This is a genomic window from Paenibacillus naphthalenovorans (genome assembly GCF_900099895.1).
Lineage (GTDB): Bacteria > Bacillota > Bacilli > Paenibacillales > NBRC-103111 > Paenibacillus_G > Paenibacillus_G naphthalenovorans.
Genome location: NZ_FNDY01000006.1, coordinates 194585 through 217536 on the forward strand (window position 1 = coordinate 194585; position 22952 = coordinate 217536).

Annotated in this window: 21 protein-coding genes and 1 riboswitch; of the genes, 19 read left to right on the forward strand and 2 right to left on the reverse strand. The window is 51.5% G+C overall.

Features of this window, described 5'->3' with window-relative positions; genetic code table 11:
* The first annotated feature begins 6 nt into the window (after positions 1-6).
* The 10 genes from BLT35_RS08700 to BLT35_RS08745 all read left to right on the forward strand — a co-directional run bounded on the left by BLT35_RS08700 (position 7) and on the right by BLT35_RS08745 (position 10684).
* Entirely contained in the window at positions 7-1746 is a 1740-nt protein-coding gene (locus tag BLT35_RS08700; protein WP_062409035.1) for an FAD-binding protein, read from the forward strand.
* A 7-nt stretch (positions 1747-1753) separates the two neighbouring features.
* Positions 1754-2524 carry an enoyl-CoA hydratase/isomerase family protein gene (locus BLT35_RS08705; RefSeq protein WP_062409034.1) on the forward strand — a complete coding sequence of 257 codons (771 nt, stop codon included), beginning with the start codon at positions 1754-1756 and terminating at the stop codon, positions 2522-2524.
* Positions 2525-2553: 29 nt separating this feature from the next.
* A complete protein-coding gene (locus BLT35_RS08710; protein ID WP_062409033.1) occupies positions 2554-3312 on the forward strand; it encodes an electron transfer flavoprotein subunit beta/FixA family protein in 759 nt (252 codons plus the stop codon).
* Positions 3313-3327: 15 nt separating this feature from the next.
* Complete coding sequence (locus BLT35_RS08715) at positions 3328-4296, forward strand: electron transfer flavoprotein subunit alpha/FixB family protein (protein WP_062409032.1); 969 nt, start codon at positions 3328-3330, stop codon at positions 4294-4296.
* Positions 4297-4434: 138 nt separating this feature from the next.
* Positions 4435-5097, forward strand: coding sequence for a GntR family transcriptional regulator (locus tag BLT35_RS08720; RefSeq protein ID WP_062409031.1), 663 nt, complete (start codon positions 4435-4437; stop codon positions 5095-5097).
* Positions 5098-5158: 61 nt separating this feature from the next.
* Positions 5159-7276 carry a (Fe-S)-binding protein gene (locus BLT35_RS08725; RefSeq protein WP_074727542.1) on the forward strand — a complete coding sequence of 706 codons (2118 nt, stop codon included), beginning with the start codon at positions 5159-5161 and terminating at the stop codon, positions 7274-7276.
* Between the two features lie 133 nt (positions 7277-7409).
* Complete coding sequence (locus tag BLT35_RS08730) at positions 7410-8108, forward strand: pirin family protein (RefSeq protein ID WP_062409029.1); 699 nt, start codon at positions 7410-7412, stop codon at positions 8106-8108.
* A gap of 14 nt (positions 8109-8122) precedes the next feature.
* A complete protein-coding gene (locus BLT35_RS08735; RefSeq protein ID WP_062409028.1) occupies positions 8123-8455 on the forward strand; it encodes a hypothetical protein in 333 nt (110 codons plus the stop codon).
* Positions 8456-8755: 300 nt separating this feature from the next.
* On the forward strand, positions 8756-9670 hold the full coding sequence (locus tag BLT35_RS08740) for an NAD(P)-dependent oxidoreductase (RefSeq protein WP_160327378.1): 915 nt from the start codon (positions 8756-8758) through the stop codon (positions 9668-9670).
* A 261-nt stretch (positions 9671-9931) separates the two neighbouring features.
* On the forward strand, positions 9932-10684 hold the full coding sequence (locus BLT35_RS08745; RefSeq protein ID WP_074727543.1) for a 3'-5' exonuclease: 753 nt from the start codon (positions 9932-9934) through the stop codon (positions 10682-10684).
* Between the two features lie 18 nt (positions 10685-10702).
* On the opposite strand, the gene BLT35_RS08750 is transcribed toward BLT35_RS08745, so the two are convergent.
* Positions 10703-10960: a hypothetical protein gene (locus tag BLT35_RS08750; protein ID WP_074727544.1), complete on the reverse strand. Its 258-nt coding sequence runs from the start codon at positions 10958-10960 to the stop codon at positions 10703-10705.
* A 126-nt stretch (positions 10961-11086) separates the two neighbouring features.
* Between BLT35_RS08750 and BLT35_RS08755 the strand changes: the two genes are divergently transcribed.
* From BLT35_RS08755 to BLT35_RS08765, 3 genes are all read left to right on the forward strand, one after another.
* Complete coding sequence (locus BLT35_RS08755) at positions 11087-12265, forward strand: hypothetical protein (RefSeq protein ID WP_062409024.1); 1179 nt, start codon at positions 11087-11089, stop codon at positions 12263-12265.
* Between the two features lie 195 nt (positions 12266-12460).
* Entirely contained in the window at positions 12461-12937 is a 477-nt protein-coding gene (locus tag BLT35_RS08760; protein WP_074727545.1) for a zinc ribbon domain-containing protein, read from the forward strand.
* A 234-nt stretch (positions 12938-13171) separates the two neighbouring features.
* Entirely contained in the window at positions 13172-14353 is a 1182-nt protein-coding gene (locus BLT35_RS08765; protein ID WP_137670327.1) for a cation:proton antiporter, read from the forward strand.
* 12 nt (positions 14354-14365) lie between these two features.
* On the opposite strand, the gene BLT35_RS08770 is transcribed toward BLT35_RS08765, so the two are convergent.
* A complete protein-coding gene (locus tag BLT35_RS08770; RefSeq protein ID WP_074727547.1) occupies positions 14366-15559 on the reverse strand; it encodes a polysaccharide deacetylase family protein in 1194 nt (397 codons plus the stop codon).
* Positions 15560-15877: 318 nt separating this feature from the next.
* On the opposite strand from BLT35_RS08770, the gene BLT35_RS08775 reads away from it, so the two are divergent.
* The 6 genes from BLT35_RS08775 to BLT35_RS08800 all read left to right on the forward strand — a co-directional run bounded on the left by BLT35_RS08775 (position 15878) and on the right by BLT35_RS08800 (position 22801).
* Entirely contained in the window at positions 15878-16858 is a 981-nt protein-coding gene (locus BLT35_RS08775; RefSeq protein WP_074727548.1) for an aldo/keto reductase, read from the forward strand.
* A gap of 242 nt (positions 16859-17100) precedes the next feature.
* Positions 17101-17183: riboswitch (cyclic di-GMP riboswitch) on the forward strand.
* A gap of 188 nt (positions 17184-17371) precedes the next feature.
* On the forward strand, positions 17372-17734 hold the full coding sequence (locus BLT35_RS08780) for a response regulator (protein WP_074727549.1): 363 nt from the start codon (positions 17372-17374) through the stop codon (positions 17732-17734).
* A gap of 223 nt (positions 17735-17957) precedes the next feature.
* Complete coding sequence (locus BLT35_RS08785) at positions 17958-18650, forward strand: metal-dependent hydrolase (RefSeq protein WP_074727550.1); 693 nt, start codon at positions 17958-17960, stop codon at positions 18648-18650.
* A gap of 17 nt (positions 18651-18667) precedes the next feature.
* Entirely contained in the window at positions 18668-19117 is a 450-nt protein-coding gene (locus BLT35_RS08790) for a GNAT family N-acetyltransferase (protein WP_054817937.1), read from the forward strand.
* Positions 19118-19286: 169 nt separating this feature from the next.
* A complete protein-coding gene (locus BLT35_RS08795) occupies positions 19287-21047 on the forward strand; it encodes an ABC transporter ATP-binding protein (RefSeq protein WP_074727551.1) in 1761 nt (586 codons plus the stop codon).
* On the forward strand, positions 21044-22801 hold the full coding sequence (locus BLT35_RS08800; protein ID WP_074727552.1) for an ABC transporter ATP-binding protein: 1758 nt from the start codon (positions 21044-21046) through the stop codon (positions 22799-22801). Before BLT35_RS08795 ends, BLT35_RS08800 begins: the two co-directional genes overlap by 4 nt.
* Positions 22802-22952 lie beyond the last annotated feature (151 nt).

Below are 22952 nucleotides of genomic sequence, written 5' to 3' on the forward strand. Positions count from 1 at the left end.
CAAATCATGTCCAAACAAAGGATTGCTAAAGAAATTGATGCGGATGTCCTTGTGGTCGGAGGCGGCGGGGCGGCAGCCCGTGCGGCGCTTTCGGCCAAACAGGCTGGGGCCGATGTCAGGATGGCGGTCAAATCCCAATGGTTAAAAAGCGGATCAACGGCTACGGCTTTCTCTGAATTGCTTTCCATCGCAGCGGCGATCGGTCACGGGGATGAGCGGGACCATCCGGAAATTCATTATTCCGATACGATGGAATCCGGGGAAGGCTTCATTGATCCCGAACTGGTGTGGGGATTAGCGCATGAAGTGCCGGACCGGATTTATGACCTGATCGATCTGGGACTGGAGTTTGATAAACAGCCGAACGGGAAATTGGTTCAAGGCATGAGCGACTATGCAACGTATCCCAGAACCTGCCGGGTAAACGGAGTCACCGCAAGACACATTCTTGCCATTTTGGCAAAAAGGCTAAAAGCGCTCGATGTGCCCGTGGATGAGGATATGATGATCTTTGACATATTGACTGACGCCGATAAAAAGGTGACCGGGGCCTTGGGCTGGCATCGGCAGACGCAGGAAATCGTGCTTTACCGGACACCGGCCGTCATCTTTGCTTGCGGGGGTTCCCATGGTATTTATAAATATGGCGTAGGTACCCCGGATATGACAGGCGACGGTTATGCCATGGCCTATCAGTTGGGGCTTCCCTTGATCAATATGGAGTTTGTGCAGATCGGACCGGCTTCCTTGTTTCCGTCCATTACGCTTCTCTCCGGCCCGGTCTGGAAAACGAATCCCGAGCTTACGAACGGGAAGGGGGAATCGATTTTTAAGGATATCCTTCCGGAAGGCGTAACGGTTGAAGAGGTATATAAGGAAAAAGTGTTTCCGTTCTCCGTATCCAACGTTTCATTCTATCTGGATACCTCGATTCAGCGGGAGTCAGAAAACCATCCGACCCCCCGAGGCGGGGTGTGGTATAAAAAAAGACCGGGGACCGATGATTTGATCGAGTCGAAAATGCCCAAAACCAAACGCGTGCTGAAAAGCAAGGGGACGGATCTGGACAAGGATGCATTCGAGATCGGACTGATTTCCCAGTGCAACAACGGGGGAGTCCAGATTTTGAATATGAACGGCGAGACGGCTATTGCGGGACTGTACGTTGCCGGCGAGACGGCGGGCGGACTGCGTGGACCGGACCGGCCGGGAGGCAACTCCCTGGCGGAAGGGCAGGTATTCGGCCACCGGACGGGTACGGCTTCTGCGCAATATGCAAAGCGCCAAACCACGAAGCCGGATCCGCAGCTTCAAGCGGCAGATCGGATGGACAGCTATCGGGCATGGCTTCGGAAGAGCGTTCATGGAACGAAAAGCATAGAGAAAGCCGCCGATTCGGTGAGAGACATGATGCACCGAAATTGTCTGGTGATCCGAAGCGAGCAGAGGCTTTCGGAAGCCTGGGATTTTTTATGCGGCCTGGAGACGGACCTGATGAGCGGTAAGTATCATATCGATGACAGTCTGTTCGCCAAGGCGAAGGAATTGCATCATATGATCATCACGGCAAAAATCATCGTCCTTTCCGCCAGAGAACGAAAGGAAAGCCGAAGCTGTCATTACAGAGAAGATTTTCCCGAGAAAAACGATCGCGATTGGAAGAAAAGCATCCGGGTTCAATGCAGCGAGGGAAAGATGACAACGGATTATTATGTATGGCCGACCCGGAGAATATTGCAGGGGTGATGATCCCATGTACGTCCAAATCAAATCGGTGGCTGACGGGATTGCCCGCATTTCACTTTCCAATCCCAAAATGAATGTATTGTCCAATCAGGTGAAGAGAGAGCTTAAAGATGTGTTTTCGCGAGTGTCCCAGGATTCCAACGTTCGTGTGATCGTGTTTGCAGCGGAAGGCCCGCATTTTTGCTGTGGAGCCGACATGAAGGAATTTCCGGAGCGGATTGAAAACAAGGCGTCCGGTAAAGCGTGGGATGAGGGCCATCTGATGCTGCGTTCGATTCTAAACGCCCCGCAGCCGACCATCGCTTGCATTCAAGGAAATGCCCTGGGGGGAGGCGCTGAGCTTGCCGTGGCCTTCGATTTCAGGATTTTTGCGGAAAACGCCCAATTCGGATTTCCCGAAGTCACCAGAGGCGTATTTCCGGGAAATGGCGGGCTGGAACGAATGATCGACATTGCGGGTTCCGGCCATGCCATGAAGCTGATGGTTACCGGCAGCGTGATTCAGGCTGCGGAAGCCAAAAGCATGGGAATGGCTACGGAAATCGTGCCTGCGGAGCGTCTGGCCGAAGCGGTTGAAGAGCTTGCCCAACGGCTTGCTTCCCTTCCTGCCGCCGCGGTACAGGCGGCCAAACGGGCGGTAAATCGGTACCTCGGCTCAAAGCATGATTTCGATGCGTTCGGACGCGGGCTTTTTCAGCAAGTTCATGAAACCGATGATGTGAGAGAAGGCGTCAACGCCTTTTTTGAAAAACGCAAGCCTGTATTTAAGCATCGTTAATAAGAAAGCAAGCACGGGGAGGGATCGGCTTGAATATATGGGTATGTTTGAAACAAACCTTCGATACGGAAGAGAAAATCAGGCTGGAAAACGGGAATATCGTGGAAGATCAGGCGAATTGGATTATTAATCCATATGATGAATATGCGGTGGAGGAAGCGGTAAGGCTGCGCGAACAATTCGGAGGAGAGGTAACCGTGGTCACGATCGGTCCGGAGCGTGTGGAAACCGCCCTTCGGTATGCTTTGGCCATGGGAGCCGACAAGGCCGTGAGGATCAGCGGAGCGGAAGGCGACGAATATGTCATCTCCAAGACGCTGGCCCATTACTTAAAGGATAAGGACATCGATATCATTCTGACCGGAAATCAATCGATCGATAACGGGGCGGGACAAGTAGGGGTTCGCCTGGCGGAAGAACTCATGCTCCCTCATGTCACATCCGTGATTCAATTGGCGGTGGAATCGGACCGGGTTCACATCGAGAGAGATGTAGAGGGCGACGTATATAAAATCGAAAGCAAGCTTCCCATACTGATCACCTGTCAGCAGGGTCTTAACGAACCGCGATACCCGTCACTGCCCAATATTATGAAGGCGAAGAAAAAGCCGATCGAGACGATCCGCTTCGAGGAGCTTGGCGTATTGGACAGCACCCCAAAGACGGAAACAGTGAGCCGTTACCTGCCTCCCAAAAGGCAGGCATGCCGGTTCATCGATCATCAGGATTCAAATGGCGCAGCTCATGCTTTGGTGAACATCCTGTTTGAAAAAACATCCATCTTTTAGAGAGGAAGAAGAGCGATGAACAGAAACGTGCTGGTTTTTACGGAAATGAAAGGCTCCGTACTCCGTCAGGTATCTTTAGAGGCGCTGTCCCTCGGCCAAAAAATTGCCGGAGACGGGAGCTTGGTTGCGGCGGTGTTCGGAAGCCAGGCATCCCGGTATGCCGAGGTATTAGGGCAGCATGGTGCGGATCAGGTGATGGTGTTCGCCGATCCCCAATTCGACAGATATCAGGCCGACATCTACTATCATGCCTACCGGAAAGTGATTCAGGCAACGAACCCGGATGTCATCCTCGCAGGACATACCGTGAATATGAAGGACGTAGCTCCGAGAATCGCTTCCCGTTTCGGATACGGTTTGATCTCAGATTGTACGAATGTGGAGTTGAATGGCCATGATCTGAGCTTTATACGCCCGATCTATGCGGGTAAAGCTTTCGAGAAAAAACGGTTTACGACAGAGAACATGTTCGTCACGATACGTCCGAACAACTTCAAGGCGGAACCGTCGCCCAAGGTGCAGGAAGTCGTCTTTTGTGAAGCGGACAATGTGGATGTACAAACCGTGATCCGCGACATTGTGCTGAAGTCTACGGGCGCGATCGATTTAGCCGAAGCGAAAATCGTCATTTCAGGGGGGCGGGGCGTGAAAAGCAAAGAAGGCTTCGGGCCTTTGAATGAGCTGGCTTCCGTTCTCGGCGGAGCGACGGGAGCTTCCAGAGGCGCTTGTGACGAAGGCTACTGCGACTATGGGATGCAGATCGGTCAAACGGGAAAGGTGATTACACCCGACCTTTATATCGCATGCGGGATCTCTGGAGCGATACAGCATGTGGCCGGGATGTCGAACTCCAAGGTCATCATTGCGATCAATAAAGACCCGGAGGCTCCGATATTTCAGATTGCGGATTACGGGATCGTCGGCGATTTGTTTGAAATCGTTCCTCTCCTGACCGAAGAGTTCCGGAGAAGATTGGCGAACTGACCGACCCGGTGTTGGATACCGATCAGGCCGCAGAATTTGAAATCATGCGGGAATACGGTAAAATATAGTCGATTGGATAAGCTGCTTGGGAATGGGACAGCTCAACCATGACCGGTATCCCGCGTAAAGGATGTGTCTATGATCAAAAAGAAAGTCGTTTACAAATCACTTGCCGAACAGGTGTATGAGTCGATCAAGGAATCCATTATCCGATCCGAGCTGAAATCCGGAGACCGGATCATCGAACTGGAGATTGCCAGAACCTACGGCGTCAGCCAAAGCACGGTGCGCGAAGCTTTAGGACTTCTTCGCAGGGATGAACTCGTTGTCACCCATGGGAATAAAGGAACCTATGTTTCGAATTTTTCCAAGAAAGATATAGAGGAAATCTACACCTTTCGGGAAGTGATCGAAGTATTTGCCATTCGCCGGGCCATTGAGCGGATTACGGATGAGGATGTCGCCGCCTTGGAGGACATTTATAACAATATGGTTGAGGCGGGCAAAACAGACGATATTGACAAAATGAGATTGAATGACGTGGCTTTTCACAGCATAATATATAAAATCGCCGAACATTCCTTCATGTATCAAGTGTGGGAGGATATCACGAATAAGATGAGCCGCATCTGGTATTTTACCGGCCAGTTTTATTTCCGCGATTTACAGGAGCTTGCCGAAATGCACAAGCCCATCCTGGATGCATTCAAAAAGAAAAATAAAGAAGAGGCCTGTGAGGCCTTCATGAAGCATCTGAATTACGTCAGACATCAGATCTTGAGTCCGGCAAATCCATCATAAGATGGTCGAGAACAAGTAAAAAACCAATTTTGGCGATACCGGAAAATTAGGAGAGATTGCTATGTGGGCTCCCATTCATTTTTTTTCGTTTTTAGTGGTCACCGGAATTGCGCTCTATTTGGCATTTAAGGCCGTTCATGTACGGTACACTTATATTCGTTTGGGCAAGCCTGCATCCATTCCACGGAATACTAAAGAACGCCTGAAGGCGTTTTCCGCCGAGGTTTTCGGGCAAAAGAAGCTGTTAAAAGATCGAAAAAGTGGATGGATGCATGTCATTGTCTTTTACGGCTTTATTATATTACAATTCGGCGCTGTCGATTTAATCTACAAAGGACTATCCGGGAAACCGCTGCCCATTCCGGGATACGACACGTTCTCCCTGATGCAGGAAATCACCGTGCTGCTGGTATTATTGGCTGCAGGCTATGCGGGTTACCGAAGGTATATCGAGAAGGTGAAGCGGCTCAAAAAAGGATGGAAGCCCAGCATTGTGCTCCTGTTCATTTTTTCGCTGATGCTTTCCATTCTGTTCACGCTGGCGTTAGAGCGAGCCGTACTGCAGCATGGATTTTCCTGGTATGCACCGGTCTCTTCTTCCATTTCTCTTCTATTTGAAGGGGGATCCTCGCAGACGGCTTATGTTCTGTACTACACCTTTTGGTGGATTCATCTTGTGATCCTGCTGTCCTTTGCGATTTATGTCCCGCAATCCAAGCACTTTCATATTATTACGGCACCGCTCAATATATGGTTAAAGAAAAGCGAGCCGGCAGGAAAGTTGAAAACGCTTGATTTGGAAGACGAGAATGCCGAATCGTTCGGTGTTTCGAGCATCGAAGAGTTTACGCAAAAGCAAATGCTGGATTTTTATGCTTGCGTGGAATGCGGAAGATGCACCAATGTTTGTCCGGCTTCCAATACCGGAAAGTCTTTATCTCCTATGCATATGATCGTGAAGCTGCGTGATCATTTGACGGAGAAGGGCCGGCTTTTGACCTCCAAGTCGCCTTGGGTTCCAAGCTTTGTATTCGGTACCGAGGGTTCGCATTCGTTCCAGCCTCCGGATCACTCGGAATCGTTTCCGGAGCATGCCGTTACCGATATTGCCCCGACGATGCAGAGGCAGAAGCTGGGCTGGACGATGACGGACAAAAAAATCGAAGACGTCCAATTGATCGGGGATGTCATGAGTGAAGAAGAAGTTTGGGAATGCACCACCTGCAGAAATTGCGAGGATCAATGCCCGGTCGGCAACGAACACGTGGATAAAATTATCGATCTGCGCCGCCAGCTTGTTCTGATGCAGGGAAGCATACCTTCGGGAGGACAGCGTGCGCTTCAGAATATTGAGAGACAGGGAAATCCGTGGGGGTTTAGTAAAAAGGATCGTTTTCAGTGGAAAGAGGAAGCAGAGGATGTACACGTGCCGACCGTGAAAGAAAATCCCGGTTTCGAGGTGCTTTATTTTGTCGGCTCGATGGGTTCTTATGATAATAGAAACAATAAAGTGACTCGTTCCTTGGTTCAGCTGTTAAACAAAGCGAATGTCAATTTTGCTGTTCTTGGCGAAGAGGAAAAAAACTCGGGGGATACCGCGCGTCGGCTCGGCAATGAATTTTTATTCCAGGAGCTATGTAAAGAGAATATAGAGATATTTAAAAAATACAACGTCAAAAAAATAGTAACGGCTTGTCCTCATACCTATAATACATTGAAAAATGAATATCCGGAATTCGGACTGGAAGCGGATGTTTATCACCACACGGAATTGCTGGAGCAGCTGGTCAAAGAAGAGAAGCTGGTTCCTGTAAGGGAAGTCCAAGAACGGATTACGTACCATGATTCGTGTTACTTGGGCCGCTATAATCAAGTATATGAACAACCGCGAAACATTCTGAGAGCCATACCCGGAGTGGAGTTGGTAGAAATGGAAAGAACCAGGGAGAACGGCATGTGCTGCGGAGCGGGCGGCGGGATGATGTGGATGGAAGAAACCGCCGGCAAACGCGTGAACGTAGCCAGAGTGGAACAAGCCATGGCGGTAAGTCCCACCCTGATCAGCAGCGCCTGTCCTTACTGTCTCACGATGATGAGTGACGGCGCAAAGCTCAAGAATGTGGATGAGCAGGTCAAAACAAAGGATATCGCGGAAATATTGGCCGCAGCCGTTTTATAATATCATACCAAAACGCGAAACCGGCCGGTTGTCGAGGGACAGCCGGCCGGTTGTTATAGATTGAAGAAAATGGTCCTACCGCTTACAATGAGGTTAAGCTGATCAACAACCCCTATGGAGAGGAAGATCCTCAATGATACAGGTATATCCTGCGGAATCCCGCTATGCTATGGATCTCGGATGGCTGCGCAGCCGTCCCAGTTTTTCCTTTGGCGCGTATTACGACCCGGACAATACAAGCTTTGGGGTCATGCGTGTGTGCAATGACGATGTAGTAGCGGCAGGCCGCGGGTTTGGCCCCCATCCGCACAGCGATATGGAGATCGTCACGATTGTGCTGAGCGGCGCCATCAAGCATGAGGATAATTTGGGCAATGTGGCCGTGACTTCTGCCGGCCAAATTCAGCGAATGACTGCGGGGAGCGGGATGATTCACGCGGAGTATAACGCTTCGGAGACCGAGGAGCTGGAGCTCTTGCAGCTGTGGTTTATGCCGAGCGAGCGGGGACTTGCTCCTTCCTATGAAACGAGCAGCTACGATCCGAAGCGGATGAACAATACGCTGCTGCCTGTCGTTTCCCGTCAGGGATCGGATCGAGCGGCGGCCATTCATCAAGACATGACCATATACTTGAGCAGATTGGAGAAGGACAGACAAATCATTTTCCAACAAGAAGAAGGACGGCGTGTGTTTCTCTTTGTCATCGAGGGACGGTTGACAGTAGACGGCACCCCACTGGAACCCAGAGATACGGCCAGAATTGAAGCGTTGTCCAAGATGACCATCGCGGCGGATGAAGAAGCGTTCTTCATGCTGATCGATCTGCCTTAAGGAGGAGATATGTCATGAAGGAAACCCTTTTGGTCAAACATGCGGTGGGCGGAAGAACGTTTATCGATACGGGTAAGCAGTCCGTCGAATATAAACTGGAGCAATCGGGAGACAACTACAAATTCACCCTGAGTGTGCCTCCGGATTCGAACGTAGAGGAAATCCTGAGATGGAAAAGCGAGCTGAACGTGTTTGTCTTTTATGAATCCGACGATCAGCCGACGAAGAAAGTATGGTTTTACGTCAAGGACGGTCCTGTGGCCTACGATCCCCAGAATAAGCAATTAACGATCGTGGCGCAGTCCAAAATCGAGTATGTGCCCGACCTGTTCCATGCTTCCGTTTGATCATATGCCAGAAGTCAAAGGGGCCTGCCCGGCATTGGGTAAGCCCCCTCCCTTGCCTGCCAAATGAAAACCACATACAATAAGCCCGCCAACGAACCGATCCATGCAAATTGAAACCGTATACAGGAAGGATATAGAAGCGGTGCAACTGCCAAGCTGTTAAATTGTCTGGTCATTCAACAATATGATATGATAAAAATGATTGTTCGTTTTGGAAATATTGGAAATCCGCTTGGACAGGCTTTATTATGGACTGCCGTTATATCTGATCTGAATCTCGGGGAAATGGAGGAATCACAGTTGAAACTAGCATTTATTGGATTGGGTACAATGGGTAAGCCGATGGCGCTGAATTTGCATAAAGCAGGCTATCCTCTCACGGTCTATAACCGCAATCGTGACAAAACCAAAGATTTTGAAGGTCTCCCGTCCGTCCGGATCGCGGCATCACCGGCTGAAGCGGCGCAGCAGGCGGATATTGTTTTTACCATGCTTACGGATGATCGGGCCGTTGAGGAGGTCTATCTGGGAGAACAGGGGATCGTTTCCGCATGCGCCTCGTCTGCTGGCAGCAAGCCTCGGATTGTGGTGGATTGCAGCACCATTTATACGGAAACGAGCCAGAAGCTGGCACAAGCCTTGGCCGCTTACGGAGTAGAAATGCTGGATGCTCCGGTGACGGGAAGCGAGCCGCAAGCTATTGAAGGCAATCTGACGTTCATCGTTGGAGGGAAGAGCGAAATCTTCGACCAATGTGCCCCTTTCTTTGACATTATGGGCAAAAAAGCGGTCTACATGGGAGGCAGCGGAGCCGGGTCGAACACCAAGCTTGCGAATAACATGCTGGTTGCGGCCAACTTGTTGGCACTGGCCGAGAGCCTGGTGATGATTCAAAAAGCCGGCGGAGACCCCGAGCGCTTTCTGGAGGTGCTTGCCGGCGGCGGAGGACGCAGCGGAATGGCGGAGATGAAGGGTCCCAAAATGCTAAGCCGCGATTTCTCGGCCCAATTCATGACACAGCTGATGCATAAGGACCTGAAACTGGCCAACCGGCTGGCGGAGTCGCTTCAGGTTCCCGTGCCTGTGCTGTCTTCGGTCAAGCAGGTGTTCCAAACCGCCTGCAACAGCGGCTGGGGCGGCGAAGATATGAGCGCCGTAATCAAATGCTACGAAGAATGGACAGGAACGGTCGTTGGTCAAAAAACAGACAACTAAGGAAGCAGCATCTATTTCAAGGGAGTTAAAAGCGCCAGTTGCAAATCATGGCGCTTCTTTTTTATTTCTATTTTTCTCATTATTTAAGACGGTTTTAAACGCTCCATAGCGTGAATGGTTGCAATCGCCCCCCATAGAGACAGGATGAGCAAAAAGAGATGAAGGGCAAAAATCATGGAAGCTGCTCGGAAATGGCAATGAATGAAGGTAGGAAACACGGGCTGATCGTGGTATGCTTAGAGACGAGGTGATAGACACAGCATGCATTATATCGTGATCGATTTGGAGTTTAACGGCAGAAAGCATTATGACATACATCCCATGGAAATTATCGAGATCGGGGCTGTAAAGCTGAACGAACGCCTGGAGATTGTGGATACATTCCAAAGCTACATCCGGCCCAACTTCCGCTTAAATAAATTCGCTTTGCAATTTACCGGAATTCCTAAGGAAACCTTGCTTCAAAGTGACGGGTTTCGAACCGTGATTGACAAGTTTATTGATTTTTGCGGAGATGAATATAAGATGCTGGCTTGGGGAGGCAACGATTATTTTCATTTGTTCGTGGATTGTAAAATCAACGGAGTCGCTGACAAGTGGCTTGCCAATCTGATCGACATGACCTCGTTTTTCGAAGGCGGGCTGCACAAAGCGTTGGCGGATTATGAGCTGCAGCCCATCGGCCAGCACCATTCCGCGCTCGATGATGCGTTCAATGCGGTGCAGCTGCTTCGAATGAAGCCGGAGACGGCCGCTTCTGAAAAATATTATGGCAAGGATCCATTTAAAATATGTACCGGAGGCATTAAAAAACAGATTTTGTCGAGCCTGGACGAAGCGATGGCCCAAAATGTGGTGCTGACATGGGACAAGTTCATAGAGGATGAAAAAGTACAATCTTATTTCTCGATTATGAAGCTGGATGCTTCCGAAATTCGGATGGTCAAGCAGCTGTTCGAGAAAATGTTAAAGATGAAGTACGGACGTAAAGCCAAAAAGCTGCAGCTTGCCTAATGGAAGCTGCAGCTTTTTTTAATGGAGTTGATTGGTTTCCCGCACCGGTTGTGCTGATGACCGGCCGCACTCCGGGCAGTAGATGGAATGGACGCAAATATGCTGTTCCAGGTCGATAAAACCGTTCGTTAATTTTAAATCATCTATATTCCGGTAAGGGGAATAAGGGCCGTAAAAATCGCTAAGCTTACCTTCATCCTGAGCCGGATGCCCGCAAACGGGACAAGCGCATTCAAGCAATTCCATACCGTTGCATACTGCGCAGTAATAAGACAACGTCTTCGCCTCCGATCATGCTGTTACGCATTTAGCATGCTCAAATCCTGAACTAAGCTTTCTTAAGGCTAGGTTGTCATGTATACTTGTCATATATTCCAACTTCACATGGGGGCGAACATTTGGATGAGTCAATTCGGGGATTTGGGCCGACAATACTTGCAGGCGGAGTCATACGGGGCGGCTGCCTTTTGTTTTTATCGTGCGATTGTAGAGAATCAGGAGAACGGGAACGCCTGGAACGGCCTTGTGCTGGCCTTGAGCTTGATGCGCAAAGAGTATGATGTACAAACGATACTTGCCCGTTTTGCTATGCAGCAAGGCGTTGCCTACGACAAGGACATGATATCCTTTGCTTTGATGATGTGGCGGCAAAATCCCGGAGCCATGGCGGAATGGCTGCGCAGGATGCTTACCCGCGGCGGCTTGAGCGCAGAAGAAAAGCAGGCGCTGGCACAAATGGCTGAGGAATTGGAGCAATCGTATCGCGATTTGGTCGAACGCTACGGTGAAGAGCTGCTTAAGCGGCAGGGGATCCTGAGCCTCTCCGAATATGCGGACCGGAGGATTGAGCTCGACTGGCTAATGTCGGAACCGCTTGACAATGTTTTTGAGCAGGTCAAGGTATGGCTCGAACAAGATGCGGAGTCGGTGCTCACGGCGGTCCGTCTGCTGTGCATGGTACCCGATCCTCGAAGCGAAAAGCTGCTTCGCAGAGTTTGCCGCAATGAGGAAATCGATCCGAAAGCCAGAACGCACGCACTGCTTGCTTTAAGATGGCTGGGTGTACGCGGAAACGTAAAGTTGAATAAATTCGAAGAATCGTTTGTGATTAATTTGGACGATCCGAAGCCGGAGCTGACGGTGTCGGTACCTGAGGCGTACAAGCCTGCGCTTGACCGGATGAAGCTGTGGATAGCTATGAAAAAAGGGTTTGTAACGCCCGAGCAATATGAACGGCACGCCTCCACAGATGAGAAGGAGCTCCCGGCCGAGCTTGCCGCAAAGGTAGAGGAAGCGGATATTCCGGGTGTGCTGCAGGAAGTCGTCCATACGCTGATTCGGGCGGCATATGACAAATATTACCCGTTGGTTCCGACCATTAAAGGAACGCGGCAGTGGAGCGCAGCTTTTCTGATGCTGATGAAAGACTACGTCGAAGGCATCGGCGAAGAATGGCCATACGGCGAGCCGGAGCGGGACGAAACGGCTGTAGGCCACCGGAACTGGCTGCTCAGCGGCAGCCCTGATTATTATGACAGCATTAAAGCGGCTGGAAGACTGAGGGCAGGTCAAGCCGGATAACGGTAACGCTAAACGAAGCTGCGGAAAGGCGGCTTCGTTTTTTTTAACGAAAAAGATAACACGTATCTTCAGCAAAAGCTTTGTTCAGAGTTTTTTTCTAAACCGTCGATTGAATCTGCTTGATTGTGGTTATATGCTGGCGGGAAATTCGGTATGATACAGTAGGGGAACTGATTAGGAGTAGGGGGCTTGCGCATGAACCATTTCTTGTCGAAATTGAAGAAGGGGGCGAGCCGCGCGGCGGATAAAGCCCAACAGGCGATTGAAGTTACCAAAATTACAGCGCAAATTCATTCGAAGCGAAAACAGCTTGACCAAAATCTGTATCAAATCGGTTTAGAGGTATATGAAGCTTATAAGGCGGCGGATCTCAGCAAAGCGGAAAAAACAGTGCGCATGTATTCCAAGGAAAATCAATCCCTGGAGTTGCAGATCCGTCAATTGGAAGACCAGATCCGGCTGTTGAAGCACGAGAAGCAGTGTGCTTGCGGTCAATCCGTTAAGGAGGAAACCCGATTTTGCCCGAACTGCGGCGCACGCCTGGAAGCGTCGGAGGAGCCTTATCTGCCGCAGATCAAGCGGACACCGCTGCCTTATGTTCCGGACCGTCCCGAGAACAAAAGCGAATCGATCCGGCAGGATGTTACGCCACGTAAGGAACCTCCGAAATGATGTGAAGTTGAATATGAATGAAAAAGGAGCCCCAATCAGTAAGGGCTTCTTCTTGTGTAAAAGTGAAACGATATGTACTTAAAACAAAAAAACTCTTGTATTATTTATATTATCCATGATAGAATATAGAAGTGAAAAGAATATAAGCAGTACTTAGGTGGAGCCTGTCACAGACGATATCAGTATGTCTGTACAGGCTCCTTTTGTGCTGCAAATCCATTTTTAACGGGAGTGATAGGCTTGTTGTTTTTCTTTCAGTTGTTAATCATTTTGCTTTCCACAAAGATTGCAGGGGATCTTTGTGTCAAGCTGGGTCAGCCGGCGGTGCTGGGGAAGCTCATCGTGGGTATCGTGATTGGGCCCGCTGTACTGGGATGGGTTCAAAATTCAGATATGCTGCAGGCGTTCAGTCAAATCGGGGTTTTACTATTGATGTTTATAGCCGGTCTGGAAACGGATGTTCAGGAGTTAAACCGTAACCGGAATTCATCGGTTTCGGTAGCTGTCGGAGGCATTATTTTTCCTCTGATTGGGGGATATGCGGGAGGACAGCTCATGGGGCTTGGACAAGCCGAATCGTTGTTCCTGGGCCTGCTGTTCTCGGCAACTTCCGTCAGTATATCGGTGCAAACGCTTAAAGACCTGGGTCAATTGAAGAGCCGGGAGAGCGTTACCATCCTTGGCGCAGCTATCGTGGACGATATTCTGGTTGTCATTCTGCTCGCGTTCCTGATGAGCTTTTTCGTAGGCGGCGGAGATGTCAGCTTAGGGTTGCTGATCGGCAAGAAAGTATTGTTTTTTGCCCTGATCCTTGTTCTGGGCTGGAAGGTCGTTCCATGGATCATGAAGCGGTTTGCGCCATTGCGTGTGTCGGAAACGGTCACAAGCGCAGCGTTGATTATTTGCTTCGGCTTTTCTTACCTTGCCGAATCGCTGCAAATTGCCGGCATTATCGGAGCGTTTGCGGCGGGTATTGCCATCGCCCAAACGAATTTTAAGAAAGAAGTCGAGCACAAGCTGGAGCCGATTGCTTATGCGGTGTTTGTCCCTGTATTCTTTGTCAGTATCGGCGTTTCCGTCACATTCAACGGGATCATGGAGCAGCTGCCTCTCATTGCAGGACTTACTATCATGGCAGTGTTGACCAAGATCATAGGATGCGGCTTGGGCGCGCGTGTGACCGGTTTCTCATGGAATTCTTCCATACGGATCGGCGCCGGAATGATATCCCGTGGAGAAGTGGCCTTGATTATTGCCGCCATCGGACTCGAAATGAATCTTCTTCCACAGGATTTCTTTACATCGGTTGTGATCGTCGTTATTCTGACTACCTTAATTACGCCTCCGCTTCTCAAGAAGCTGTTCGGCGAAAGGAAGGAATTGGCAAGCAATAAAGGAGAGACGATGAGTGTGTAAGTGCGTCGGAGGCTATTTTGAAGTTTCCGTCTTTGGTCTCACGGAATCCATCACCTCCGAGGCATTGAAAAGTCCGGATAACCGTTTGGCCTGACCCTTCAGGGCGATGCCGTCGATATGACGGCGATCCATCATGATACTGTCGGACTGAAAGCGGATATAAGGCTCCGGACCAACGGAGCACAGCATGGTAAAGCCGGAGTCCAGCAGCGCCTGGTACTTTGGATCACCGGGAAGCACACTGCTTCCATATGGATAAATATAAACGGGGGTGGGGCCGATGAGTGATTCCACCTCATCCTTCCACCGTTGAGTGTCCTCAACAAAGCGGTCCAGACTGGTTTTCCTTGCATCCAAATGGCCCCAGCCGTGTGAGGCAAACGACCAGCCGTTGGCTTTCAGCGCTTCAACTACCGTCAGCGCCTTCTGCGCTTCCATTTCGAAGCCGGGGGTGTTTCTATTTTGCGTACGATAGCCGAGGATGCCTTCGTAACCCGTTAATGCTATAACCCCCTTAGCTCCGTCCAGGGAAAAATCGGGGTGAGCTTTGACAAATTCGTCCACGATGGGAACAATTTCATTATCATAGTCTATATGCGTTTGGCCGCTTCTCGTTGATTCCGCAGCAATCCGTCCCTGACCGTCGACGACAAGCCTGCTTACATTACCGTTCCGAATCATATATTCATAATAATTTAGATCATCCACCGATAAGATCAGAGGTTTTTTACCCTCCGGCACCAGCAGCTCCTTCCGGGATACGCTTCGGATCCCTTGATCGTCTCGGGTTTCATAAAGTGACCGGATGTCAATCAGCACATATCCTCTTTGGTATAACTGTTCGAGAATCGCTTTAAATTCTTTGACGGTAACGAACCAGTCATCGTAGCCCCGGGACATCGAATCTCCATCGAACGCCAGCTCGGGGTAAGCAATCAAAGGATGGAAAAAGATATGCTCCACCGGACCATGATAGGGTACGCGTTGGGGCGCCTTTACCTCGGGAACGGGCTGTGTAGCAGGAGGCGGAACCGGTTGGACTTCATTGCCGGAGGGGCTGTTTGGAGCGGAGCCGGCTTGTTGGCTTGGCGGCGTCGGCGGTTGCTCCGCGTCTGATCTTGTGAACACTCCGGGCCCGAGCCATACGGATATGGACAACAGTGCTGCGCCCGCGATCGCGATGGCAATTGCTGTTCCCGTTTTCATCTTCTTTCACCTCCTTCCAAGGCGGATGCGTGATGATTTTGAATATTAGACGATCTTGGTTCACCCTTGGTTCACCCGTTGGAAGGCAAAAAGCGGTGAAGGTATTCCGGTCTTTTATGGTATGATGTAAACAGGCGCAAGCCGGAGATGGAGCCCTCAATGACGAATACATAACCCGGGAGCGCTTTTGAACTCATGGATTGGAATTGTGCAGTTTTGCGGATGAACACGTTGAACGTAAACCAATGTGCGCTGAATGCATAGAAGGCGGATTCTGTCGGCCGATGCCTTTGGCTCATGAAGAGGAGGGAAGGTTAGATGCAATACCGTACATTAGGTAAAACAGGAATGAAAGTATCCAGTCTTTGCTTCGGCACAATGTCCTTCGGAGGTGCAGCCGACGAGGCAGCCTCTATGGCCATGTTCCGAAGATGCCGGGAGGTAGGCATAAATTTCTTCGATTGCGCCGATGTGTATAATAAAGGGCTTGCAGAAGAAATATTGGGCAAGTGCATTGCCGGAATCCGCAATGATGTCATTCTTACCAGCAAAGTTCACGGGAAGACCGGAGAGGGCATCAATGACCGGGGCTTGTCACGCAGGCACATCATGCTTGCGGTAGAGGAAAGCTTGAAGCGGCTCGGAACGGACCGGATCGAATTGTATTTCGTTCACGCTTTCGATTCGGAAGTGGATATGGAAGAGATTTTGCGGGCTATGGACGATCTTCAGCGGCAGGGAAAAATACTGCATCCGGCAGTCAGCAACTGGGCGGCTTGGCAGATCGCGAAGGCGCTTGGGATTTCAGCCAGGGAAAGCCTTGCCCGGTTTGAATGCATTCAACCGATGTACAACCTGGTGAAACGTCAGGCGGAGGTCGAAATTTTGCCGATGGCTCAATCCGAGCGGATGGGCGTCATCTCCTACAGCCCTCTGGGAGGCGGACTGTTGACAGGGAAATACGGTGTCGGCCGAAAGCCTGAACTGGGGCGGCTCGTTGAGCAGGCGAATTACAAGCTTCGTTATGCCGATGCAGGCTATTACGAGACGGCGGACCGCTTCACCCGGTACGCGGATGAGCATGGCGTTCATCCGGTTTCATTAGCGGTGGCATGGGTCATGTCTCATCCCGGGATCACGGCCCCGATCATTGGCGCCCGCAGTGTTGAACAGTTGGAGCCCTCGCTTGGAGCGCTGAACATAGACATGACTCCGGAGTGGAGAAAGGAGATTTCCGCACTATCTCCTGAACCCCCATTGGCGACAGACCGATCCGAGGAAGCTGCCCATTCAAGATGAAACCGGATGCTGAAGAGGGACGGGCACGTCAGAGGCGGCATAAGCAGTGAACATCCGGGATTCTCATATTGATCATGGCGCTCTATAGCTTACTGATAAAAATTGACAAAATTGTGGCAATGCCTGGAACGAACAGGTATAATTATAGATAAGAATAGAAGAGACGTTTAACCTTATTCAGGCCGAGAGTTCGCTCTTGTATTTTCACCATAGGATGCTATAATACATTTGATTATCGGTTCACTCGACTAAGGCAACCCTGGTGAAAGTCAAGGACGCAATGCTAAAGGGACTAATGTGCAAACTACGTCAGCCAGTTGCCGAAGGACCGGAGGAAATCGTCTGATACGGGCCTCCTTTACGGCAAACGGGAGGTCTTTTTTTAGTGACCCGGCATCTCATCTCAAGTTTTTTCGAGTGTTACAAATCAGCTTGACTGATCACTTGCCATTATAGGACCGTGCTGCCACTTATCCTTGCGTACATACATCATACAAGTGGGGGTAATCCGGCGTGAAAAAAATTATTATCGTAGACGATTCTTTATTTATGCGTATGATTCTCAAAAATTCCCTGATCGAATTTGGGTATGAAATCGTGGCGGAGGCAAGCAACGGGCTGGAGGCCCTGACGCTTTATTCCGAGCTTAAACCGGATCTGGTTACGCTGGACATAACCATGCCGGAGATGGACGGCCTTACGGCGCTGAAGGAAATCAAGACGATGGACCCGGATGCCAAAGTCATCATGGTGTCGGCGATGGGGCAGCAGGCGCTTTTGATTCGTGCGGTTTCTATGGGGGCCATCGATTTTATCGTCAAGCCCTTCAGCAAAGACCGTGTAAGGGAGGCATTATTGAAGGCTTTTGCCGGATGAACCGGCCGGTTTTTCAAATAGGCGTTGGGTATGGGATGGAAAGTTTACGGTCCGCCTTTGAAATCGTGAAAGATGAGGGGTGGGGCTAGCGCACCCATGAACCGTCCGATGATCTTGCGGACGTTTTTCTTTTTTTGAGTTTATGGCGGGTTCTTTGTTACAATGTACATACGATGCTTGTCCTAAAGGAACCCGATTCCCATACCAAGGAGGAGTAACCATTATGGAAATTCGCTATCATGGGCATTCTTGCGTGCAACTCAGTCACGAAGGACACTCTCTGATCATTGATCCGTTTATTTCCGGCAATCCTTTGGCAGCTACCAATCCGGAGGATATCAAAGTGGAGCACATCCTGCTTACCCACGCACATCCGGACCATATTCTGGATACCGTGCCGATCGCAAAAAACAATGATGCCACCGTCGTTGCCACCTTCGAGCTGGCAACGTATATGAGCTGGCAGGGAGCGAAGACGTTTGCTATGAACATTGGCGGCCGTACCTCTCTGGGCTATGCGGAGATCGAGATGATCCAGGCTTTTCACAGCTCCGGCATCGTGCTCGAAGAAGAGAAGAAGATCATCTATGGAGGCATGCCGGGCGGCTTTATCATCCGGTGGAACGGTTTGACGCTTCTTCACAGCGGGGATACCTCACTGTTCTCCGACATGAAGCTCATTGGCGAGCGCAACCAAATTGATGTGGCGTTTCTGCCGATCGGCGACGTGTTTACGATGGGACCTCAGGATGCGGCTCTTGCTGCAGAATGGCTGAAGGCCAAGACCGTCGTGCCGCTGCATTTCAATACGTTCCCGCCGATCAGGCAGAATGCGCAAGCGTTCGCCGACAGCCTCACGTCAAAAGGGATTACCAGCAAAGCTTTGCGGCCGGGTGAAGTTTGGACGCTTTCATAGACCCGGGAGGTTTCGGCTTGAATCTGAACATTATACCCGTACATACGGAGGAGCAGCTGAATGACTGCTTTTCCGTTCGCATGAACGTTTTTGTACAAGAGCAGCAGGTTCCGCCTGACCTTGAAATGGATGAGTTCGACGTCTCATGGTCGGCGTGCCGGCATTTTCTCGCGGCGGACGGCGAGAAGCCGGTCGGGACTGCACGCTGGCGGATGTATGACTCCCGGACGGCGAAGCTCCAGCGGATCGCGGTGCTTGCTCCTTATCGCGGTCGGGGGATCGGCCGCCTGCTCATCCAGGCGATGGAGGAGGATATCCGGTCGCAAGGTGTGCCTGCGGTCATCCTGGATGCACAGACACAGGCAGAGCCATTTTACCGCAAGCTGGGCTATGAAACGATCTCTCCCGAACCTTTTCTTGACGCGGGCATATGGCACGTGCGCATGCGCAAGCAGTTGACCGGTTAAGGCTGAGAAGTCCCAAAAGTGGATATCATTTACTATATCGTGTACTCTGTATTCTGTAAGCTTCCGCTCCATTGACGCGGCGGCTTTTTATTTTTTCCTTACGATCTGTCGTGGATTAGGCTCGTCGGCAGGCTGCAATGTTTTTACGCAAAGGGGGCTGCGGGAGAGTATGAAAAAGGTGATTCCTAAAATTCCGGCCAGAGAATATGCTGGCTTGCTGCGCCAGTATCTGAAACCGCAGATGAAAAGCATGGCCGTTCTTGCGGTGCTGCTGTTAAGCGGCATCGTGATGCAGCTCGTCAATCCGCAAATCATCCGCTACTTTATCGATACGGCGCAATGGCAGGAGAGCAGCAGGCCGCTGGTCTTTGCCGCCGTGTTATTTATTGGCGTTACCTTGGTGCAGCAAGCCGTGGCGGTTGGGGCGTCCTATGTGGGGGCCAACGTTGGTTGGATTGCAACGAACCAATTGCGCGAGGCCGTGGCGGCGCACTGTTTGAAGCTGGATATGTCGTTTCACAAGTCGCAAACCTCCGGAGCCATCATTGAGCGGGTAGATGGGGATATCAACAATTTGTCCAATTTTTTCTCCAATTTCGTGATCATGCTGGTAAGCAATGTCGTGCTGATTGCAGGCATGCTGGTGCTGCTGTTCCGGGAAGGCTGGCTGATCGGCACGGGGATGCTTTTTTTTGTGGTTTTTGCCATTGCCGCTATCCAGTATATCCGTAAATTTGCAGTGCCCCACTGGGGGAAGCTCAGGCAGATGAGCGCCTCATTTTACGGTTTCCTTAGTGAGCATCTGGAAGGTACGGAGGACACGCGCGCCAGCGGAGCGACAGGGTATGTGATGCATCGTTTTCATCTTCTGCTGCGCGAATGGCTGCCGATCCGTATTCGGGCGTATCTCGGCTGGGCTTCTATGTGGATTACGACGCTGCTCGTGTTTACGATCGGAAACGCGGTAGCGTTGGGCATCAGCTATTATTTGTGGCGCCAGGGCTCGATTACGATCGGAACGGTGTATATGATTTTTTACTATACCGAGCTGATGGCCAAACCGATTGAGCAGATTCGGACGCAAATGGAGGACCTGCAAAAAGCCGATGCCAGCATTGTACGCATACGCGAACTGCTGCAGACGCAATCACTGATTCAAGACGGCAGGGGCGCCGCTCTGCCGGAAGGGCCGCTATCCGTTGAATTCGACCGTGTCGGATTCGGATACGATGCGGAGACCGCAACGCTGGAGGATGTGAGCTTCCGCCTCGAGCAGGGTCAGGTGTTAGGGCTTCTGGGCAGAACAGGCAGCGGCAAAACCACGCTGGCCCGGCTGCTGCTGCGCTTTTACGATCCGGGGCAAGGACGGATTGCGATCGGGGGGATTGATATTCGGGAGACCAAGCTTCATGAGCTGCGGGACCGTGTCGGGATGGTGACGCAAAATATCGAGATTTTTCAAGGGACGGTACGCGATAATTTGACGTTCTATGATGAATCGGTGAACGACGGGAGAATCGAACAGGTGCTCCGGGAGCTGGGCTTGGCATCATGGCTTCGCTCGCTGCCTCACGGCCTGGATACCATGCTGGAGTCCGGGGGAGGAGGCTTGTCGGCCGGAGAGGCTCAACTGCTGTCGTTCGCCAGGGTGTTTTTACGCGATCCGGGTCTTGTTATTCTTGACGAAGCTTCGTCAAGGCTGGATCCGGCAACCGAACAGCGGATCGAACAAGCGATGAACCGTCTGCTTCTCGGCCGCACCTGCATTATCATTGCGCATCGGCTAACGACGGTTCAAAGAGCCGACCGGATTCTGATACTGGATAATGGGCGTGTTGCAGAGCAAGGGGAACGGGTAAGGCTGGCTGCTGACCCTCATTCCCGTTACAGCCGAATGCTGCAGTTGGGAATGGAGGAGATGCTGGCATGACGACGCTCTCCTTCTTGTGGAAGCTTACCCGGTACCGCAAAGGCTTGTTTTTATGGAATGCCTTGGCGTGGTCGTTGATTTATTTGGCGCCGATCGTACCGGGTCTGATTATGAAGCAGTTTTTTGATATGCTGACTGGACATGCGCTGTACAGCTTCGGGATTGGGGCGCTGATCGCATTCCTTCTTTTATCCGCGCTGGCCAGGGTCGGGTTTATTCTTTTCGGCTTCATGACCGACGTTCACTTCCGTTTTCGGCTCGGCGGTCTGCTGCGCCGAAACTTGCTGAAGCATGTGCTCAAAGAGCCCGGAGCGCGAGCCATTCCGGGATCGTCGGGAGAAGCGATCAGCTCGTTTCGGGATGACGTCGAGCAAGTGGAGGAAACCGTCAGCTGGTCGGCGGATGCGCTGGGGATGATGTTATTTGCCGCCGTTTCCTGTTTTATTCTCATCCGGATCGATGCACAAATGACATTGTGGGTATTTCTGCCGCTGATTATCGTCGTAATGGTGGCGCAGCTGTCTACGGCCATGCTGCAGAAGTATCGCGCCGCCAGCCGGGAAGCGACCAGCCGGGTTACCGGGGCGATCAGCGAGATGTTCAGCACGGTGCAATCCGTTCAGGTTGCGGGTGCGGAAGATCGTGTGATCGGACGCTTTAAACGGCTCAATGCCCAGCGGCGGGAAGCCATGCTGAAAGACCAGCTGTTTACCGCCTCCCTGGATTCGGTCTTCTCCAACGCCGTGAATTTGGGTACGGGGCTGATTCTTTTGCTGGCTGCGGAAAAAATGCGGGGCGGCGGCTTTACCGTCGGTGATTTTGCTTTATTCGTCTATTACCTGACTTTCGTGACGCAATTCATCCAGAATTTCGGTAAATTCATGACGTATTTTAAAGTCAGCGAGGTAGCCAAAGACAGGCTGCTGGCGCTGCTGCAGGGAGCCGACCCGCAGCGGTTGACGGAGCATCATCCGCTGTATCTCCGCGGAGAGCTGCCGGAGCCGGAGGAGCCGGTTCGGACCAAGAAAGACCGTCTCGATGTGCTGGAAGTTCACGGTCTGACGTACAGGTATCCGGAGACAGGGCGGGGGATTGAAGGCATCGGCCTCCGTCTGGAGCGCGGGTCCTTTACTGTCATTACCGGTCGCGTGGGCTCGGGCAAAACGACGCTGGTCCGGACGCTGTTAGGGCTGCTGCCCAAGCAGGCGGGAGAAATTCTCTGGAACGGCGAGCCTGTGACGGAACCAAGTGAATTCTTCGTTCCTCCGCGCAGCGCCTATACGCCGCAAATTCCCCGTCTGTACAGTGACACGCTGGAGAACAACATTTTGCTCGGCATACGTCCGGAAGGGGAGCGGCTTCGCCGGGCGATCCGGTCCGCGGTGCTGGAGGAGGATCTGGAGAGATTGCCCCAGGGACTTTCTACCGTTATCGGTCCGCGCGGCGTGAAGCTGTCCGGTGGCCAGGCGCAGCGAACGGCGGCGGCCCGCATGTTTGTGCGCGATGCGGAGCTTCTCGTCTTCGACGATTTGTCCAGCGCGCTGGACGTCGATACGGAATGGAAGCTGTGGGAGCGCTTGGAGGAGCAGCGCCAGGGGGCGGCGTGCCTGGTGATCTCTCACCGCAAGGCCGCTCTCATGCGTGCGGACCGGATCATCGTGCTGAAGCAGGGCAGGGTAGACGCCGCCGGCCGCCTGGAAGAGTTGCTGGAGACCAATGAGGAGCTTCAGAAGCTGTGGCACCGGGAGGAATAAGCTGCTGATGGGCGCTCGGCGTCGGCAGCCGATGGATGCTCAGGAGAGGATCGGCAGCCTGTTTATTTCTGCTTCCGTTCGGGCATAAGCCTTTGAAGCAAACCTCATTTCCCGGGCAAGCGCAGGGATCGACAAGCTTCAACAAACCCCA

Bases quoted from the DNA above. Each gene is read 5' to 3' on its own strand.
- BLT35_RS08700 (WP_062409035.1), top strand. From the start codon at position 7: ATGTCCAAACAAAGGATTGCTAAAGAAATTGATGCGGATGTCCTTGTG.
- BLT35_RS08705 (WP_062409034.1), top strand. From the start codon at position 1,754: ATGTACGTCCAAATCAAATCGGTGGCTGACGGGATTGCCCGCATTTCA.
- BLT35_RS08715 (WP_062409032.1), top strand. From the start codon at position 3,328: ATGAACAGAAACGTGCTGGTTTTTACGGAAATGAAAGGCTCCGTACTC.
- BLT35_RS08720 (WP_062409031.1), top strand. From the start codon at position 4,435: ATGATCAAAAAGAAAGTCGTTTACAAATCACTTGCCGAACAGGTGTAT.
- BLT35_RS08725 (WP_074727542.1), top strand. From the start codon at position 5,159: ATGTGGGCTCCCATTCATTTTTTTTCGTTTTTAGTGGTCACCGGAATT.
- BLT35_RS08730 (WP_062409029.1), top strand. From the start codon at position 7,410: ATGATACAGGTATATCCTGCGGAATCCCGCTATGCTATGGATCTCGGA.
- BLT35_RS08735 (WP_062409028.1), top strand. From the start codon at position 8,123: ATGAAGGAAACCCTTTTGGTCAAACATGCGGTGGGCGGAAGAACGTTT.
- BLT35_RS08745 (WP_074727543.1), top strand. From the start codon at position 9,932: ATGCATTATATCGTGATCGATTTGGAGTTTAACGGCAGAAAGCATTAT.
- BLT35_RS08755 (WP_062409024.1), top strand. From the start codon at position 11,087: ATGAGTCAATTCGGGGATTTGGGCCGACAATACTTGCAGGCGGAGTCA.
- BLT35_RS08760 (WP_074727545.1), top strand. From the start codon at position 12,461: ATGAACCATTTCTTGTCGAAATTGAAGAAGGGGGCGAGCCGCGCGGCG.
- BLT35_RS08770 (WP_074727547.1), bottom strand. From the start codon at position 15,559: ATGAAAACGGGAACAGCAATTGCCATCGCGATCGCGGGCGCAGCACTG.
- BLT35_RS08775 (WP_074727548.1), top strand. From the start codon at position 15,878: ATGCAATACCGTACATTAGGTAAAACAGGAATGAAAGTATCCAGTCTT.
- BLT35_RS08785 (WP_074727550.1), top strand. From the start codon at position 17,958: ATGGAAATTCGCTATCATGGGCATTCTTGCGTGCAACTCAGTCACGAA.
- BLT35_RS08795 (WP_074727551.1), top strand. From the start codon at position 19,287: ATGAAAAAGGTGATTCCTAAAATTCCGGCCAGAGAATATGCTGGCTTG.
- BLT35_RS08800 (WP_074727552.1), top strand. From the start codon at position 21,044: ATGACGACGCTCTCCTTCTTGTGGAAGCTTACCCGGTACCGCAAAGGC.